We start from the raw sequence: 16,464 nt of genomic DNA, 5'->3' as shown, positions 1-16,464 counted from the left end.
ACGGCCGCCCGGCCAGGCGCGCGCAGCGGCCCGGAGCACCCCGCTCCGGGCCGCTGCGGCGTCCTCGGGGCGGACGGCGACGGCCCGGTCGGCACCGGTGTTCCACGTGGAGCCGGACCGGCTGCAACACCCGCCAGTTGTGATACGGCTCACCGGAGGCTAGGAAGGACCGGTTCGTCCCTTCCATCTGGAGAAGCCTGTGCAGCAACGACGCTGGCACCGGGCGACCTCGTCGCTCCTCGGTGCGCTGGCCCTCACGACCACCCTCTCGGTCACCGCGACCCCCGCGCTGGCCGCCCCGCAGAAGGCCGAGCCCCTCTCGGTCTTCCCGTCGAACTCCCTGACCGTCCGCGACCCGGCCCAGCTGACCGGACGGCGGGTCGCCCTCCCGACGGCCGACTGCGGGGCCCCGGTCACCTGCGGCCTGGTGCAGTCGCTCAACCAGCTCGACGGCTTCGACCTGGACCCGCGGATCGCCGTGCGGTTCAGCTCGCCCGTCGACCCGGCGGCGACCGCCGCGCGCATCACCGTCCAGGAGGAGCACGGCGGGTGGCGTACCGGCGTCGACCGCGTCGTGTGGGACCCGGCCACCAACACGCTGTACGCCCACCCGGCCGAGCAGCTCGCGCCCGGCACGACGTACCGCCTGAAGGTGCAGGGCGGCCCGGACAACACGGCCACCCAGGACACCTTCACCACGCTGAGCGCGACCGACGGTCTGCTCGACATCCGCCGGCAGATCGAGAGCGGCGTGGCCCTCCGCGCCCAGGGGATCGTGCCGGGCCTGCGGATCGAGGGCGTCTTCCCGGCGGCCGGCACCACGGTCGCGCAGCTGCAGGACCGCGGCGCCGCCGACCAGACCGTCCCGGTGGTGCTCCCGCCCTACCCGGCCGGCAGCACGCTGGTCTTCGGCTCCTACGAGGCGCCGTCGTGGCTGCAGCCCGACGTCTCCATCCGGCAGACGCCCACCCGCGACGGCGGCCCGGCGCCGGTGGGCAAGGCCCGGCTGCCGATCGTCGCCGTCCTCCCGCCGGGCACGTCCCCGTCGGGAGGCTGGCCGACGGCGGTCTTCGGCCACGGCTTCACCGCCTCGACGACGAGCGTCTTCCTCGCCGCCGTCGGCAACGCCAACGCCGGCCTCGCCACGATCGGCACCAACGTCGTCGGCCACGGCTACGGGCCCGGCAGCGAGTGGGTCGTGACCAGCGGCGGCCAGACGACGCGGCTGCCGTCCTACGGCCGGGGCGTCGACCAGAACGGCGACGGCGTCATCGGCAACACCGAGGGCTCCTCGGCCACCGGGGCGATCGCCGCGGCGTCGTCGCGGGACGCGCTGCGGCAGACCGCCGCGGACGTCATGACGCTGGTGCGCTCGCTGGGCACCGACGTCGACCGCAACGGCACCGCCGACCTCTCCGGCAGCGGGGTGACCTACTTCGGCCAGAGCTTCGGGGGCATCTACGGGACGATGGTCACCGGCGCCGACCCGGCGATCGCCCGCTCGGTGCTCAACGTGCCCGGCGGCCCGATCACCGAGATCGCGCGGCTGTCGCCGTCGTTCCGGCCGCTGACCACCCAGGCGCTGCAGGCGGCCGGCCTGCTCAACAGCAGCGACCCGACCCGCGGCTTCTTCCAGGAGCAGATGCCGCTGCGCGGCGAGGGCCCGGTGACGCTGACCGTGCCGGGGGCGGCGGCGATCCAGGAGTACCTGGCGCGGGCCACCTGGCTGTCCCGGCCGGGCAGCCCGGAGACCTTCGCGCCGCTCATCGCGCCCGAGCGGGTCGTCGTCCAGGTGGCCTTCGGTGACCAGACGGTGCCCAACCCGACGTCGTACACGCTGGTCGACGCCGGGGACCTGTGGTCGCGGACCAGCCTCTACCGCAACGACAGGACGGCGAACGCGGCCAACAACCCGCACTCCTTCCTGCTGCAGCTGACCCTGCCGGCGGCGCTGCAGGGCCAGCGGCAGGTGGCGACGTTCCTGCGCACCGGGCAGGTCATCGACCCCGACGGCGGCGAGGCGGTGTGGGAGGTGCCGATCAGCGACCCGGCCCTCCTGCTGCCGCTGAACTACGCGGCACCGGCGCTGCGGCCCTGACCGGCCGCTGACCGCAGGGGGGCCCGGGACGACGGTGTCGTCCCGGGCCCCTCTGTCGTGCGCGGTGGATCAGGCAGCGGCGGCCATGGCGGCCTGCTCGCGGAGCAGCACGCGCCGGACGCGCGGCTTGCCCGTCGTCATCTTCCACAGCTTGCCGAGCTGGGTGGGCAGGTTGCGGGCGGTGGTGTTCTGCAGCCAGCCGTTCGGCAGCGACAGCCGGATGATCTTGTGCCAGGCCGACGCGACCTGCTGCGGCAGCGGCGCCGTGTGGTAGTTGAGGCCGTAGCGGTCGAACAGGTCACGGATCTTGGGCGCGATCTCGGCGTACCGGTTGCTCGGCAGATCCGGGAACAGGTGGTGCTCGATCTGGTGCGACAGGTTGCCGGTCAGGATGTGCATCGCCTTGGAGCCGGAGATGTTGGCCGAGCCGAGCATCTGGCGCAGGTACCACTCGCCGCGGGTCTCGCCGTCGATCGACTTCTTCTCGAAGGTCTCGACGCCCTCGGGGAAGTGCCCGCAGAGGATGACCGAGTTCGACCACAGGTTCCGCACGATGTTCGCGGTGAAGTTGGCGGCCAGGGTGGCGACGAAGTTCGGGCCCGACAGCAGCGGGTGGATGACGTAGTCCTTGCGCACCTGCCGGCCGATTTTGACCAGCACCTGCTTGGCCCGGCGGCGGAACTCCGGGTCGCCGGTCTGCTTCTTGGCGATCACCGCGCCGAGCTCGAGGTCGTAGGCGGCGATCCCGTACTCGAAGAAGCAGGCGTTGACGAAGCTCCACAGCGGCTGGCCGAGGTACATCGGCGTCCACGGCTGGTCCTCGTCGACGCGCATGATGCCGTAGCCGAGGTCGTTGTCCTTGCCGATCACGTTCGTGTACGTGTGGTGCAGCTCGTTGTGCGAGTGCTTCCACTGCTCGGCCGGGCTCGCCATGTCCCACTCCCACGTCGTGGAGTGGATCTTCGGGTCGCGCATCCAGTCCCACTGGCCGTGGAGGATGTTGTGCCCGATCTCCATGTTCTCGAGGATCTTGGCGATCGACAGGCCGATCGTCCCGGCGATCCAGGCCGGCGGGAAACCGGAGGCCAGCAGGACGGCGCGGCTGCCCAGCTCGATCTTGCGGTGCACGTCGATGACCTTGCGGATGTAGCGCGCGTCGGCCTCGCCGCGGCTGTCCATCACGCCCTGGCGGATCTCGTCGAGCTCCTTGCCGATGAGCTCGATGTCCTCGGGGGTGAGGTGCTCGATCGGGTTGTCGGCCTTCTTCTGCAGCACGGTCATGTCTATGCGGCTCCTCTGGCTCTCGGTGTCGCGTAGGGGGGTCGGTGGTCTGTGAGCCGGGTCCTGCTCAGTGGTCGATGTCGCAGGCGCCGGCGGCGGCGCTGATGCAGGTCTGGACGAGGACGCCGTCGCCCGGGGCGGCGGTGGTCACCTCGCCGGTGCGCAGGTCGCGGACGGCGCCCTCGCGCAGCGGGAGGACGCAGCCGTAGCAGATGCCCATGCGGCAGCCGCTGGGCATGAGGACGCCGGCCTCCTCGGCGGCGTCGAGGATCGGGGTGGCCCCGTCGGCCTCGAGCGACGTCCCGTTCCCCGTGAAGGTGACCGTGCCGCCCTCGCCGGCGACCAGCACCTTCGGGCGGAAACGCTCGGTGTAGAGCCGGTCGGAGAGGCCGGCGGCGGCCCAGTGCTCCTCCAGCGCCTCGAGCATGCCGACCGGCCCGCACGCCCAGGTGGCGCGCTCGGCGTGGTCGGGGACGAGCGCGGCGATCGCGGCGGCGTCGAGCATCCCGGCGGTGTCGGTGTGCTGCTCGACCAGCCGGATCCGGCCGTCGGCGGCCAGCTGCCGCAGCTCGGCGCCGAAGACGACGTCGTCGGCGGTGGGGGCGGAGTGCACGAGGACGACGTCGGAGAGCTCGGGGTGGTTGCGCAGGATGCCCATGACCGGGGTGATCCCGGAGCCGGCGGTGACGAACAGCGCCTTGGCCGGCAGCTGGGCGGGCAGGCAGAACTCGCCGGTGGCCTGGTCGAGCTGGACGACGGTGCCCGGCTCCGCGCGGCGGACGAGGTGGTTGCTGACCTTGCCGCCGGGGATGGCCTTGACCGTGACCGTGAAGCAGCCGTCGGTGCGGCCGAGGTCGGAGGTGATCGAGTACGCGCGCCACATGCGGACGCCGTCGACGTCGATGCCGATCCGCACGTACTGGCCGGGCCGGTGCGGCTGCCAGTCGGCGCCGGGCCGGATGACGACGGTGGCGGCGTCGCGCGTCTCGGGCAGGACCGCCTCGATGCGCCCGCGCAGGGCGGCGCCGGACCGCAGCGGGTCGATCAGGTCGAGGTAGTCGGCGGGCAGCAGGGGCGTGGTGACGAGCTCGGCGAGGCGCAGCGCGCGGTCGCGCAGCGCCCTGAGGGCCGGCCGGGCCGGGGAAGGGCGCGGAACGGTCGCGGTCATACATCCACTGTTCCCTGCGGGTCGCGCAATCACCTGTGCTCTCGACGTGAACGTGGACGCGGATACTGTTCCCGGCGAACAAGTGAGGTCACGAGGAGGTCACGTGACGGTCCAGCAGGAGACGTTCGCGGCGGACGTCGCGGCGGCCGTGATGGCCGAGCTGCCGGCGGTCGCCGAGCGGACGGTGGCGGCGATCGTCGTCGAGGTGCCGAGCTACGCCGAGGCGTTCCGCGGGCCCATGGGTCGCAAGATCGAGAACGCCGTGCAGCTCGCGCTCGCCGGGTTCCTCGAGCTGGCGACGTCGGCCGGGGGTGTCGACGCCAGCCGGCCGATCGACCCCGCCATCGAGGGCGCCTACTCGCTGGGCCGCGGGGAGGCGCGCACCGGCCGGTCGATGGACGCCCTGCTGGCCGCCTACCGGGTGGGCGCCCGCGTGGCGTGGCGGCACCTGAGCGCGACGGCGGTGGCGGCGGGCATGCCCGCGGGGTCGCTCGCCCGCTTCGCCGAGCTGGTGTTCGCCTACATCGACCGGCTGTCGGCGGCGAGCGCGTCCGGCCACGCCGACCACCTCGCCGCCAGCGGCCGGGTGCGGCGGCGCCACCTCGAGCGCCTCGCGGAGCTGCTCCTCACCGGCGCGCCCGCGTACGAGCTGACCGTCGCCGCCGAGCGCGCGGACTGGACGCCGCCGCGCACCCTCACCGCGGTGCTGGTGCCCGAGGCTGACGCCCGCGGTGCCCTCGGGGTGCTCGACGCACGCACGCTGCAGGCCGGCGAGGACGTGCCCGGCGCCGAGGCCTCCTCCGAGCGGGCGGTGCTGCTCGTCCCCGACGCCGAGGGCTTCGCGCGGGCGGCGCTGCTGTCCTCGCTGACCGGCCGGGGCGCCGTCGTCGGCCCGGCGCGGCCGTGGCAGGACACCCGCTCCTCCTACTCGCGGGCGCTCCGGGCGCTGCAGCTGGGCCTGCTCCCCGACGGCGAGGCGCCGGTGGACACCGAGGTCCGGCTGGCCGACCTGGTGCTGCGGGCCGACGGCGAGGCGCTGGCCGACCTGCGCGCGCAGGTGCTGGCGCCGCTCGACGAGCTCGGTCCCGGGCCGCGGGAGAAGCTCCTGGAGACGCTGCGCTCGTGGCTGCTGCACCACGGCCGCCGCGAGCAGGTGGCCGCCGAGCTGTTCGTGCACCCGCAGACGGTCCGCTACCGGATGGGCCAGCTCCGTGAGCTCTACGGCGCCCGCCTCGACGACCCCAAGACGGTGCTCGAGCTGACCCTCGCCCTCGGCGCCCGCTGACGCCCGGCTCCGGGCCGCCGTCCGGAGTCGAGCGCCCTGAACGCGACGAGGACGGACTGGCACCCTGACCGCGTGGGCGACGTCGAGGAGGCCGACCGGCTGCTGCGGTCGCTGGAGGGGCGGTCGGCCGACCAGGTGCGCGTCGGCGTCGGTGACGTCCAGGTGGTCCTCGACGACGGCTCGCTGCTGACGCTCGCGTGCCCGGTGGCGGTCGCCGGCCGGTCAGGCCCCCGGGTCGAGCCGACGACCCTCGACGGCGTCGCGCTCCTGCATCCCTGGCTGCGGACCACGGCCCGCGATGCGGGCGTCGACGTGACGGGCGCCCTGTCGTTCACCGTGGGGCCGACGAGGCTGCGGTGCGCGCCGGACCCCTCGTACGAGGCCTGGACCTACGACGGTCCGGGCGGGGCGAAGGTCGTCTGCATGCCCGGTGGCGGGCTGGCCATCTGGGGTGCCCGCCCGCGGCCCTGAGCGCGGCAGGTGCCGGCCGACGGGTCGCGGCGAACTGGCACGCCGCGCACAGGGTCCTGCCAGGCCGGGCCGCGAGTGTCGGACCCATCGCGGCACCGCCCCGGCGCCGCGGGCAGCGAGGAGGTCCGCCATGAACCGCACCCACGAGACCGTCGGCCGGCACGCCTGGGTCCGCCGTCCGCGCCCGTCCCTCCCGCCGGAGCTCACCGCCGACGTCGCCGTGGAGGTGGCCGCCGCCGCCCTCGCCGACCACCCCGGCGCGACCATCGAGTGGCTGGAGGTCGACGGCGACGGCCTGTTCGAGGCGCACCTGCGCGGCGCCGACGGGCAGACGCTCGTCGTCCACCTCGACGGCGACCTGCGGGTCGTCGGGTGGCTCGCCGAGGTCAGCTGACCGGGCTCACGAGGGGCGCAGCACCGCGACCAGGAAGTCCGAGTCCGCGGTGAACGCGTGCAGGTGCCAGCTCGACAGCAGCACGTCGGGCTCCAGGCCGGCGGCGCGGGCGTCGTCGAGGAAGGCGTCGAAGGCGTAGTCGCGCCCGGCACCGAAGCCGACCACCGCCCGGCCGCCGTCGGCGAGGTGGGCACGGAAGCGCCGCAGCACCTCCACCCGCGTCGAGGGCGCCAGGAAGGTCACCACGTTGCCGGCGCACACGACGACGTCGAAGCGGTCGGGCAGGTCGAGCTCCGCGAGGTCGCCGACCAGCCACCGCGCGCCCGGGTGGTCCTGCTCGGCGGCCGCGATCAGCACCGGGTCGACGTCGACGCCGACGACGTCGTGACCCACCGCGGCGAGGTGCCCGCCCACCCGGCCGGGCCCGCAGCCGGCGTCGAGCACCCGCGCGCCGCGGGGCAGCATCGCGTCGACCAGCCGGGCCTCCCCAACGATGTCCATCCCGCCGGCGGCGAGGTCGCGGAAGCGCTGCACGTAGGCGGCCGAGTGGCCGGGATCGGCCTGCGTCATCCGCACCCAGACGTTCTCGGTCACGCCGTCCACCCTCGCACGCCCGCCGGCCGTACCCGGGCCGCCGACCCGGGGGACGGCGGCCGGTCGGGCCGTGCGGTTAGGCGCGCAGGCGGGTGGTGGCCATGAGGACTTCGGTGCCGTCGGCCCGCCAGGTGCGCCACCGGTCGTCGATGCGTTGCACGCGGTACCCGTAATTAACCGTTGTGTGGTGGCGCTCGCAGAGTAGGGCGGAGTCGTCCCGACCCGCAGCCCCAAGCGGTCATGGAGAGTTACGTTACGTACTCCCGCTTAAGCCCCGCGCCGCCGTTGCGTGCGCGAACCGCAATGGCCACTTCGAGTCTGTCAAACCCTGACGGGTCGAGTCCCCCTTCTAGTTTCTCAACAATCGCCAGCTGACCATCGGACATCAATGCACCGTATCGGTGGATGTGTGACATAGTGTCGAGGACTGTTGGCACATCTGTTTCGGCGGTGAGCGTGGCGAAATACGGTCCAACGCTGTGAATCGTTCGACTTGTGGGCAGCGATAGCGTCGGGTTACCTAGTGGCGACAGTGTCGTGTCGCTGCTCTCGGCGACCGTGGGATCGTCTGTCATGGCTAAATTAAGGTTCTGTGTCGCTGCATCGACCATCAGCTGCGAGGTCGCCGCCGTCATTCCGCCGCCGGCACCACCAGCAAACTTCGAGCCGAGCACCTTTTCGGCCAGGTCAAGATAGAGCCGGGCATAGCGCGGCGTAGCGTCAGCGACGATGCTTCGGTCACTTTCGACCTGTGGTAGCAGGACACGGCGGCCTGCTTTGGCGTGAAAGATCGCGGTACGGATCGTTCGGTAAAGCTCTTGGAATATGGCGTCAGGGGGATCGCTCGCGGGAGTATGCAGGTAGTCCTGCAGATTGACCCGTGACGAAGCATTGCGCAGCGCCGTCAGTATCCAGTCGGTCTCACGGTCCCCCTTAATCCAAGGATCAATAAGGTCAAGGATCGACTCAAGGCCGAGAAACACGTTCCTGAACGCGTCGAACTGGTCGTCTGTAGCCTGCGACATCCTGAAGTAGCGCATGCTCTCATGCCAGATTGGCTGCGGAACAGGCGCCGTGACACCTCCACCTATGCCGGCGGCGCGCAACGTCATGGTCATCGTCAACCTTGACCAGAGCCGGACAATCCGGGAGCCCGCGTCCTCCCACCATGCGACGTGAAAGGAGCTAGGGTCCTCTAGTGTGCTAGTAACAGTCCCGCGCATCGAAACAAGGTCCAGTGCTCGGTTCGCCATCTCGGGGGCAATTGAAATTACGGCGGCCGCGTCTTGAGCGGTTAGTCCCCGAACTACGACGATTCGAGCGCCCTCAGCAATTTGGACCTCAATGCCCGGCGCAACTGTTGCAGTCACGGACTCCTCGGCCGCGTTCCGCAGGAGTAACACCGCTCCCGCCAGACTCGCGGAGGCTTCCAGCGAGAGACCACCAAAGGTCGCCATGCTTCGCAGCATAGGACGAGATGGCCTAGGTATGTCTGACATTGCCGAGGCTGGCCGGGGCGCCCTGCGCCCAGTGGATTAGGTAGTGGACGTCGCAGAACCAAGTCGGGGCCTCGCAGCCGGCGAACACGTAGTCGGCGTCGCGCAACTCGGCAGCGCGGTGAATGTGCGGCGGGACGATCCGCTGGGTGCGGCCGACGTCGAGGGGCAGCCCTTGGGGGTCGAGCACGACGCGGGTGAGGCCGGCGCCGCAGGCGATCCGGAAGCCCGTCGCGCAAGGTTAAACCGCAGGTCGCGAGGCTGACCCGGTTCCCGCGTCAGTCGGCGGCGCGCACCGCCGCCCGCCACTCCGGCGGGTCACCGGGGTGCAGGGCCGGGTCGTCCGCGGCGAGCGTGCGGACGGGCCCGGGCGGCGTCCGCGGCCCCTCGAAGCGCACCGTCACCCGGCCCAGCCCGCGCCCCCACACCCAGCCGGCGCCGAGCTCGTCGTGGACGACGTCCTGCCCCGGCCACCAGCGCCGGTCCGCGGGCGGCGGCGGGGCCTCGGGGGCCTCGACGACGTCGTCGTCCAGGGCCTCCTCGGCGGTCGCCGGCTCCTCCGCGAAGAGGTCGCCCTGCGCGTACTGCGACAGCCCCGAGACGCCGACGCCGATCAGCCGCAGCCCGCCGCCGGTGCCGGCCTCGGCGAGCAGCCGCCGCGCGATCGAGGCGACCTGCCGGGCGTCGTCGGTGGGCTGGGGCAGCGTCTGCGAGCGGGTCATCGTCGTGAAGTCGTAGCGGCGCAGCTTGAGGGTGACCGTGCGCCCCGACAGCGCCGAGCCGCGCAGCCGGTCGCCCACGCGGGCGGCCATCGAGTCGATGAGCCGGCCGAGCTCCGCGAGGTCGGTCAGGTCGCGCTCGAAGGTCGACTCCTGGGACACCGACTTGGCCCCCCGCTCGGCCACCACCGGCCGGTCGTCCTCCGCCCGCGCCAGCTGGTACAGCCCGCTGCCGTGCGCCCGCCCGGCGAGGGTGACCAGGTCGGGGAGCGTCTTCGCCGCCAGGTCGGCCACCGTGCGCACGCCCACCTGCCGCAGCCGCTCGGCGGTGGCCGGGCCGACGCCGCCGAGCCGGGTCACCGGCAGCGGGTGCAGCACGTCGAGCTCGGAGCCCGGCGGGACGACGACGAGGCCGTCGGGCTTGTCGAGGTCGGACGCGATCTTCGCCATGAGCTTGGAGCTGCCGATGCCGACCGAGCCGGTCACCCCGCCGGTGGCCTCGGCGATCCGCTCCTTGAGCGCGCGGGCCAGCGCGGTGACGCCGTCGACGGACAGGTCGTGGTCGCCGGCCGCGAGGTCGACGTAAGCCTCGTCGATCGACACCGGCTCCACCAGGGGCGACAGCTCGCGCAGCAGCGCCATGACGACGTCCGAGGTCCGCCGGTAGGCGCCGAACCGGCCGCCGAGGAACGCCGTCCCGGGCGGGCAGCGGCGGCGGGCCTCCGCCGTCGACATCGCCGAGCGGGCCCCGTAGGCCCGCGCCTCGTAGGACGCCGTCGCGACGACGCCGCGCCCGCCGGTGCCGCCGACGACCACCGGCCGCCCCTGCAGCGAGGGCTTGTCGCGCTGCTCGACGGCGGCGAAGAACGCGTCCAGGTCCAGGTGCAGGACGCTCGCCTCCCGCCGCACGCCGTCGATCCTCCCCCGTCCGTTGCCGGGGTGTCGCGCACCCGGCAGGCTCCGCGCATGGGGGACCGGCGGGCCGCGTTCGAGACCGCCTACGACGCGGCGCTCGCCCGCTGGCCGGTGCCGGTCCGCCCGGTCGACGTCGGCACGCGGTTCGGCCGCACCCACGTGCTCGTCAGCGGCGCGGCCTCGGCTCCCCCGCTGGTGCTGCTGCCCGGCGGTGGCGCCACCGCGCTGGCCTGGTCGGGCGCGATGCGGCTGCTGGCCGCGGTGCGCCGCGTGCACGTCGTCGACCCGGTGGGTGACGCCGGACGCAGCCCCGCCACGACCCCGCTCACCAGCGCCGACGACGTCGCCGACTGGCTGGCCGAGGTGCTCGACGGGCTGGGTCTGGGCGCCGTCGACCTGGCCGGGCACAGCTACGGCGGCTGGCAGGCGCTCGCCCTCGCGCTCGACCGGCCCGCCCGGGTGCGCCGCCTCGGGCTGGTCGACCCGACCACCACCTTCGCCGGCTTCTCCCCCGGCTACCTGCTGCACGCCGTCCCGGTGCTGACCCGGCCCAGCGCCGCCCGCATGCGGGCGCTGGTGCGCTGGGAGACCGGCGGCCGGCCGGTGGACGACGCGTGGCTCGACGTCGCGGCGCTCGGCGCCGAGGTGCCGACGGCGGCGCCCGTGCGCACCCGCCGTCCCGACCCGGCCCGGCTGGCGGGGCTGACCGTGCCCACGCTCGTCGTCGTCGCCGGGGACGGGCGGGCGCAGGACCCCCGCCAGGTCGCCCGCAACGCCGGCCGGCTCATGCCGCGCGCGGGCGTCGTCACGCTGCCCGGCGCCACCCACCACACCCTCCCCGCCGGCGCCGAACGGGTGCTCACCGAGTTCCTCCGCTGAGCGCGGGCGGTCCGTCCGGGTGAACCGGCACCGCCCCGTGCCAGAACCTGTTGATCATCGTCGCGCGGGCTGTGAGGCTGCAGGTCCACCGACGACGACCGGAGGAGGCCCGTGGACGCCGTCGCCACCGCCTTCCTCGTCGTGGGCGGGATCGGTGTGGCGCTGCTGGTGCTGTCGCTGGTGGCCGGCGAGATCGCCCACCTGGGCGCCGCGGACGCCGACGGCCCGGTCTCGCTGGAGGTCGTCGCCGCGCTGCTCGGCGGCGTCGGGTTCGGCGGGGCGGCCGCCGTCGCGCTGCTGCCGGAGGACCTGTCCACCGCGCCGACCGTCGCCCTCGCGCTGCTCGTCGGCGCCGTCGCCGCGCTCCCGCTGGCCTGGGGCGCCTACCGACTGTCCCGCGCGCTGCGCGACATGCCGACCACCGAGACGCTCACCCGCGACCACCTCGCCGGCGCGCAGGGCGTCGTCGTCTCGGCGGTGCCGGCGGGCGGCTACGGCGAGGTCCGGCTGCAGCTGGCCGGCCAGGGCCTCAAGTACACCGCCCGCAGCGACGTCCCGCTGCCGGCCGGCACCCCCGTCTACGTCGTCGAGGCGCTCAGCGAGACCGCCGTCCACGTCGTCTCCACCGCGCCCGACCCCCTCCCCGACCTCGGAGGTCCCGCATGACCCTGCTGATCGCCCTCGGCGGCGCCGCCGTCCTCGTCGTCGTCCTGGTGCTGTTCGTGCTCAGCCGCATCAAGGTGGCCGGGCCCAACCAGGCCTTCATCGTCACCGGGCGGCAGGGCCGGCAGGTCACCGACCCGACCGGGATCGTCTCCCGGGACAGCTCCGGCCAGAAGGTCGTCATGGGCGCGAGCGTCTTCGTGCTGCCGGTGGTCCAGAAGCTGCACACGATGGACCTGTCCAGCCGCCGGATCCCGGTCGGCATCCGGGGCGCGGTGTCCAAGCAGGGCGTCAAGTGCGACCTCGAGGGCGTCGCGATCGTCAAGGTCGGCGGCAGCGAGGGCGCCATCCGCGCGGCCGCGCAGCGCTTCCTCAACCAGCAGCAGGGCATCGACACCTTCACCTCGGAGGTGCTCGCCGGTGCACTGCGCTCGATCGTGGGCCGGCTGACGATCGAGGAGATCATCCGCGACCGCGCCGCCTTCGCCTCCGCCGTCGCCGAGGAGGCCGAGTCCTCGCTCACCGGCCAGGGCCTGGTGCTCGACACCTTCCAGCTGCAGGACATCCAGGCCGAGGGCACCTACCTCGCCGACCTCGGCCGCCCCGAGGCCGCGCGCGTGCTCAAGGAGGCCTCCATCGCCGAGGCGCGCGCCCGGCAGGCCGCGCAGCAGGAGCAGCTGCTCGCGGACGAGGCGATCGCCGTGGCCCAGCGGCAGCTGGCGCTGCGGCAGGCCGAGATCAGCGCGGAGACCGACGCCGCCAAGGCGAAGGCGGCGGCCGCCGGGCCGCTGGCCCAGGCCGCGCAGGACCAGGCGATCCTCAGCGAGCAGGAGAAGGTCGCCGTGCGCACCGCGGCGCTGACCGAGCGGCAGCTCGACACGCAGGTCCGCCGTCCCGCCGACGCGCAGCGCTACAAGGTCGAGCAGGAGGCCGAGGCCCGCAAGAACGCCGCCATCCTCGCCGCCGACGCCGACCGTCAGGCCACCATCGCCAAGGCCCAGGCCGTCGCCGAGCAGGCCAAGCTCTCCGGTGAGGGCGAGCGGGCGCGCCGCTCGGCGCTGGCCGAGGCCGAGGCGATCGAGGGCGCCAAGCGCGGTGAGGCGGAGAAGCTGCGCCGGCAGGCCGTCGCCGACGCCGTCGAGCGCGAGGGCACCGCCGAGGCCGCGGCGATCCTGGCCCGCGGGCAGGCCGAGGCGACCGCGATGGACGCGCGCGCCGAGGCCTTCGACCGCTACGGCGAGGCGGCGATCCTGGACCTGCTGGTTAAGGTGCTGCCCGACGTCATCGGCGCGGCGTCGGCCCCGCTGTCGGCGGTGGACAAGATGACGGTCATCTCCACGGACGGCGCCACGGCGCTGAGCCGCTCGGTCGCGAGCAACGTGGCCCAGGGGCTGCAGCTGTCCGGCGACCTGACCGGCCTCGACGTCACCGCGCTCCTGCGTCGGCTGTCGGGCGCGGGCGGCGACGGGGTCACCCGCATCCCGGTGGTCTCCGCGGACGGCGACGGCACCGGCGCCGTCGACGGCGGCCTCGACGGGGCGCCGCGCCTCCGCTGAGCGCCCGGCGGGCTCAGCGGAGGGCGAGCAGCAGGCAGACGACGGCGAGGGCCAGCGCGACCGGCGTCATCACCAGCCGCTCGGGGCGGCTGCGGGAGATCGCGTTGAGCGCCACGCCGAGCGCGAAGTACCCGGTCAGCACCCACATGGCGACGTCGACCACGCCGCCGGGCAGCAGGTCGACGGCGCCGGCCGCCTGCAGCAGGAGCAGCGCGACCACGCCGTAGACCCCGATCGACACCGCGCTGCCCACGCGGAGCCGCGGCGGCAGGACGACGTGCTGCCCGCCCCACGCGAAGCGCCCCAGCGGCGCCCCGCCGACCAGCGCCAGCTGGAAGACCGCGAGGGCGGCGAGCAGGACGACGCCGACGACGGCGGCAACCAAGATCACGGGCGGCAGGCTAGTGGCCGGGGGTGTCGCCGGGGGAAGCGCCGGGCGTCCCGTCCGCGACCGGACCGATGAGTCCCGGCCCCGGCGGACGTCTCCCTCCCGGCGCCCGGACCCGGGCGGACGGAGGAGGGACGATGACCGACGTGGACGGACGCGACGTGGCGGCGTGGGTGGGGCGGACGTACGAGGGGCTGGCAGGCGTGCTCGACGCCGAGCCCGCGACCTGGGACGCCCCGACGCTGTGCGCGGGCTGGCAGGTCCGGCACCTGGTGGCGCACGTGACCATGCCGGCGCGGCTGTCGCCGGAGCAGTTCGGCGCAGAGATGGCGGCCGCGCGCGGCGACTTCGGCGTCCTGTCCGACACCGTCGCGGCCCGTGACGCCGCCCTGCCGGCCGCCGATCTCCTCGGTGCGCTGCGTTCGCCGGTCCTGCACGCGTGGCAGCCGCCCGGCGGTGGCGCGACCGGTGCGCTGAGCCACGCCGTCGTCCACTCCCTCGACGTCACCGTCGCGCTCGGCCGGCCGCCGGTGGCGCCGGCCGACGCCGTGGCCGCCGTCCTCGACGCCGTCACCGCCGCGGAGGGCGCCTGGTTCGGCGTCGACCTGGCCGGCGTCCGGCTGGAGTCATCCGACACCGGCTGGGCGTGGGGCAGCGGGGACGCCGTCCGGGCGGACGGCGGGTCGCTCGTGGCGCTGCTCGCCGGCCGCACGCTCCCCGACGGCCGGGCACTCCCCCGCCGCTGAGCTCCGACCCGCCCGCCGCGCTCAGCCCTCGGTGAGCGCGGCGGGCGGCAGCCAGTCGGCGTCGAGGAGCTCGGCGATCTCCTGCAGCGCCGAGGTGTCCGCGCCCGCCGTCGACCCGCTGACCGCCAGCCGCTCGACCATCACCCGGGCCACCTGCTCCTCGACCGTCCCCTCCGCGTAGGCCACCCGCCACGGGCTGACCTGCCCGTCGCGGTGGGTGCGGCCGGTGACCTGGCGGGCCTGGATCCCGGAGAACCGCGGCTGGTGGAACAGCCCGACCCGCGGGGTGGACGACGCCGTCGTGCCGCTGGGCAGCAGCTCGCCGGCGTGCAGGCTGATGGAGGCGGTCACGGTGAACACGCACACCGGCGCCTCGCCGGTCTGGAAGCGCAGCCGCTCGGCCTCGACGTCGAACCGGTCGCGCCCGTAGATCGACGCGACCGCGACGCCGGAGTCCAGCAGCGCCTCGCGGATGGGGTCGGCCGCCGTCTCCACGAACTCCACCGACACCGCCACCTGCCGCTCGGCCTCCACCTGGGCGCGCACCCAGTCGACCGTCGCCTGCGCGCGGATCAGCCCCGCCTTCTGCCGGAACCGCAGCAGCGCGGCGCGGCCGCGGGCGCTCTGCCGGGCCCGCCGCGCCAGCTGCATCTCGGCGCGGAACTCCTGCCACTCCGACTCGTAGGCGGCCTGCTCGGCGGGGGTGAGCGCGACCGGCGTGCCGGTCACCGACACGGGGCCCCAGGGCGCCGGCCGGTGCAGCGTGGCGGGCGGGTCGGCCGGGCCTCTCCCGCCCGCGAGCCAGCCCTGCAGCCGGGCGAGGTCGGCCCGGCGGGCGTCGGCGTCCTCGGTCCACGCCCAGCCGTAGCGGCCGCGTTCCACGTGGAACCCGTGCTCGGCGAGCTTGGCGGGCAGGTCGGCCCAGGCGCGCAGCGGCTCGCCGTGCACCTGGGCGAACTGCGGCGCCAGGTAGGGCAGCTCCAGCGGGGTGTGCGCCGGGGTGGCGGTGGCGGCGACGACGAACGGGACGTCCTTGACGCGCCCGCCGCCGGAGACCGCCTTCCAGTGCTTCCAGCGCTGCGTCGTCGTGTGCCGGACCATGTGCGCCTCGTCCGCGACGACGACGTCGAACTCCAGCCCCGCCACCTTCGCCAGCCGGTCCCACGTGGTGACGCACCAGCGCAGGCCGCCGTCGCCGAAGCCGGCGATCGAGCGGGTCCAGTGCGGGATGGTGATGGCCGCCGGGCGGTCGGCGACGACGAGCACTCGCTCGCCGCCGCGCATCTCGCAGATCTCCCGCGCGGCGAGGACGGCGGTGCCGGTCTTGCCGACGCCGGGGTCGTCGCCGAGCAGGAACACCCGGTGCCCGGCCGCGGCGGAGGCGACGACGGCCTCCGCACCGGTGCACTGCTCCTCGCGCGGCACCATCGGCCGGCCCTCCGGCAGCGGGCGCGGCGCGTCGTTGAGCTCGTCCTCCAGGTACCGCTCGAGGGTGTACGGCGGCGGGTCGTAGGGCGCCAGCGCCGCGGGCAGCCGAGCGCCCACCCACACGTGCGCCTGCAGACCGGGGTGCCAGACGGCGCCCGGGGCGGGCGCGCGGAACGGCACGGCGAGCACCCACACCCGCTCGCCGGGGCCCGCGGTGGGCAGGTCGGGCGCCGCGGGCCGGCGGGCCGTCGTCCGCCGCTTCGTCGTCGATCGGCCTGTCGTCCGGCGCGTGGTCGTGGTGGCGGCGCGACGTCGTCCGGGCACGGGGACCTCCTCTGGTCCCCGGCACGGTAGGTCGCCGTCGCCCGCGGATCTGGTGGAAT

The 16,464-nt window shown here is 74.4% G+C and carries 15 protein-coding genes; 8 read left to right on the top strand and 7 right to left on the bottom strand.

Translation table 11 applies throughout. The annotated features are described in order from the left end of the window. Positions 1-199: 199 nt before the first annotated feature. Positions 200-2,098 carry an Ig-like domain-containing protein gene (locus tag WA616_RS19160; protein ID WP_336032401.1) on the top strand — a complete coding sequence of 633 codons (1,899 nt, stop codon included), beginning with the start codon at positions 200-202 and terminating at the stop codon, positions 2,096-2,098. Positions 2,099-2,167: 69 nt separating this feature from the next. Here the strand turns inward: WA616_RS19160 and WA616_RS19155 are convergent, their stop codons facing one another. Together WA616_RS19155 and WA616_RS19150 are read right to left on the bottom strand one after the other, a co-directional pair. Continuing rightward, entirely contained in the window at positions 2,168-3,379 is a 1,212-nt protein-coding gene (locus tag WA616_RS19155) for a fatty acid desaturase family protein (RefSeq protein ID WP_336032398.1), read from the bottom strand. Between the two features lie 67 nt (positions 3,380-3,446). Beyond that, positions 3,447-4,547, bottom strand: coding sequence for a ferredoxin reductase (locus tag WA616_RS19150; RefSeq protein ID WP_336032396.1), 1,101 nt, complete (start codon positions 4,545-4,547; stop codon positions 3,447-3,449). A 103-nt stretch (positions 4,548-4,650) separates the two neighbouring features. Between WA616_RS19150 and WA616_RS19145 the strand changes: the two genes are divergently transcribed. From WA616_RS19145 to WA616_RS19135, 3 genes are all read left to right on the top strand, one after another. Continuing rightward, complete coding sequence (locus tag WA616_RS19145) at positions 4,651-5,832, top strand: PucR family transcriptional regulator (RefSeq protein WP_336032394.1); 1,182 nt, start codon at positions 4,651-4,653, stop codon at positions 5,830-5,832. A 72-nt stretch (positions 5,833-5,904) separates the two neighbouring features. Beyond that, the gene (locus tag WA616_RS19140; protein ID WP_336032392.1) at positions 5,905-6,303 is read left to right on the top strand and encodes a DUF6188 family protein; all 399 of its coding nucleotides are present in this window, start codon (positions 5,905-5,907) and stop codon (positions 6,301-6,303) included. Between the two features lie 130 nt (positions 6,304-6,433). Next, positions 6,434-6,697: a hypothetical protein gene (locus WA616_RS19135; protein ID WP_073422038.1), complete on the top strand. Its 264-nt coding sequence runs from the start codon at positions 6,434-6,436 to the stop codon at positions 6,695-6,697. 6 nt (positions 6,698-6,703) lie between these two features. Here the strand turns inward: WA616_RS19135 and WA616_RS19130 are convergent, their stop codons facing one another. From WA616_RS19130 to WA616_RS19120, 3 genes are all read right to left on the bottom strand, one after another. Then, the gene (locus tag WA616_RS19130) at positions 6,704-7,291 is read right to left on the bottom strand and encodes a class I SAM-dependent methyltransferase (RefSeq protein WP_336032390.1); all 588 of its coding nucleotides are present in this window, start codon (positions 7,289-7,291) and stop codon (positions 6,704-6,706) included. Between the two features lie 248 nt (positions 7,292-7,539). After that, complete coding sequence (locus tag WA616_RS19125) at positions 7,540-8,748, bottom strand: hypothetical protein (protein ID WP_336032388.1); 1,209 nt, start codon at positions 8,746-8,748, stop codon at positions 7,540-7,542. A 317-nt stretch (positions 8,749-9,065) separates the two neighbouring features. Then, the gene (locus WA616_RS19120) at positions 9,066-10,415 is read right to left on the bottom strand and encodes a DNA polymerase IV (protein WP_336032387.1); all 1,350 of its coding nucleotides are present in this window, start codon (positions 10,413-10,415) and stop codon (positions 9,066-9,068) included. 57 nt (positions 10,416-10,472) lie between these two features. Here WA616_RS19120 and WA616_RS19115 point away from each other — a divergent pair, with 57 nt between their 5' ends. The 3 genes from WA616_RS19115 to WA616_RS19105 all read left to right on the top strand — a co-directional run bounded on the left by WA616_RS19115 (position 10,473) and on the right by WA616_RS19105 (position 13,519). Continuing rightward, positions 10,473-11,300 (top strand): alpha/beta fold hydrolase, encoded by an 828-nt coding sequence (locus WA616_RS19115; protein ID WP_336032386.1) that lies wholly within the window; start codon positions 10,473-10,475, stop codon positions 11,298-11,300. Between the two features lie 111 nt (positions 11,301-11,411). Next, positions 11,412-11,966 carry an NfeD family protein gene (locus tag WA616_RS19110; protein WP_336032383.1) on the top strand — a complete coding sequence of 185 codons (555 nt, stop codon included), beginning with the start codon at positions 11,412-11,414 and terminating at the stop codon, positions 11,964-11,966. Continuing rightward, on the top strand, positions 11,963-13,519 hold the full coding sequence (locus tag WA616_RS19105; protein WP_336032381.1) for a flotillin family protein: 1,557 nt from the start codon (positions 11,963-11,965) through the stop codon (positions 13,517-13,519). Before WA616_RS19110 ends, WA616_RS19105 begins: the two co-directional genes overlap by 4 nt. Before the next feature lie 13 nt (positions 13,520-13,532). On the opposite strand, the gene WA616_RS19100 is transcribed toward WA616_RS19105, so the two are convergent. Then, the gene (locus WA616_RS19100; RefSeq protein WP_083629050.1) at positions 13,533-13,910 is read right to left on the bottom strand and encodes a hypothetical protein; all 378 of its coding nucleotides are present in this window, start codon (positions 13,908-13,910) and stop codon (positions 13,533-13,535) included. A gap of 134 nt (positions 13,911-14,044) precedes the next feature. On the opposite strand from WA616_RS19100, the gene WA616_RS19095 reads away from it, so the two are divergent. Continuing rightward, the gene (locus WA616_RS19095; RefSeq protein ID WP_073422759.1) at positions 14,045-14,653 is read left to right on the top strand and encodes a maleylpyruvate isomerase family mycothiol-dependent enzyme; all 609 of its coding nucleotides are present in this window, start codon (positions 14,045-14,047) and stop codon (positions 14,651-14,653) included. Between the two features lie 21 nt (positions 14,654-14,674). Here WA616_RS19095 and WA616_RS19090 read toward each other — a convergent pair whose 3' ends face one another. Next, positions 14,675-16,405, bottom strand: a complete 1,731-nt coding sequence (locus WA616_RS19090; RefSeq protein ID WP_336032377.1) for a helicase — start codon at positions 16,403-16,405, stop codon at positions 14,675-14,677. Positions 16,406-16,464: the final 59 nt, after the last annotated feature.

It is taken from the genome of Geodermatophilus sp. FMUSA9-8, assembly GCF_037034165.1.
Lineage (GTDB): Bacteria > Actinomycetota > Actinomycetes > Mycobacteriales > Geodermatophilaceae > Geodermatophilus > Geodermatophilus nigrescens.
Note: the sequence above shows the minus strand (reverse complement) of the source record. Positions and strands in the feature narration are given on the sequence as shown.

What these genes read in the sequence shown, in the direction of transcription:
- WA616_RS19155 (WP_336032398.1), bottom strand. Translation starts at nt 3,379, where the DNA reads ATGACCGTGCTGCAGAAGAAGGCCGACAACCCGATCGAGCACCTCACC.
- WA616_RS19150 (WP_336032396.1), bottom strand. Translation starts at nt 4,547, where the DNA reads ATGACCGCGACCGTTCCGCGCCCTTCCCCGGCCCGGCCGGCCCTCAGG.
- WA616_RS19135 (WP_073422038.1), top strand. Translation starts at nt 6,434, where the DNA reads ATGAACCGCACCCACGAGACCGTCGGCCGGCACGCCTGGGTCCGCCGT.
- WA616_RS19125 (WP_336032388.1), bottom strand. Translation starts at nt 8,748, where the DNA reads ATGGCGACCTTTGGTGGTCTCTCGCTGGAAGCCTCCGCGAGTCTGGCG.
- WA616_RS19115 (WP_336032386.1), top strand. Translation starts at nt 10,473, where the DNA reads ATGGGGGACCGGCGGGCCGCGTTCGAGACCGCCTACGACGCGGCGCTC.
- WA616_RS19105 (WP_336032381.1), top strand. Translation starts at nt 11,963, where the DNA reads ATGACCCTGCTGATCGCCCTCGGCGGCGCCGCCGTCCTCGTCGTCGTC.
- WA616_RS19095 (WP_073422759.1), top strand. Translation starts at nt 14,045, where the DNA reads ATGACCGACGTGGACGGACGCGACGTGGCGGCGTGGGTGGGGCGGACG.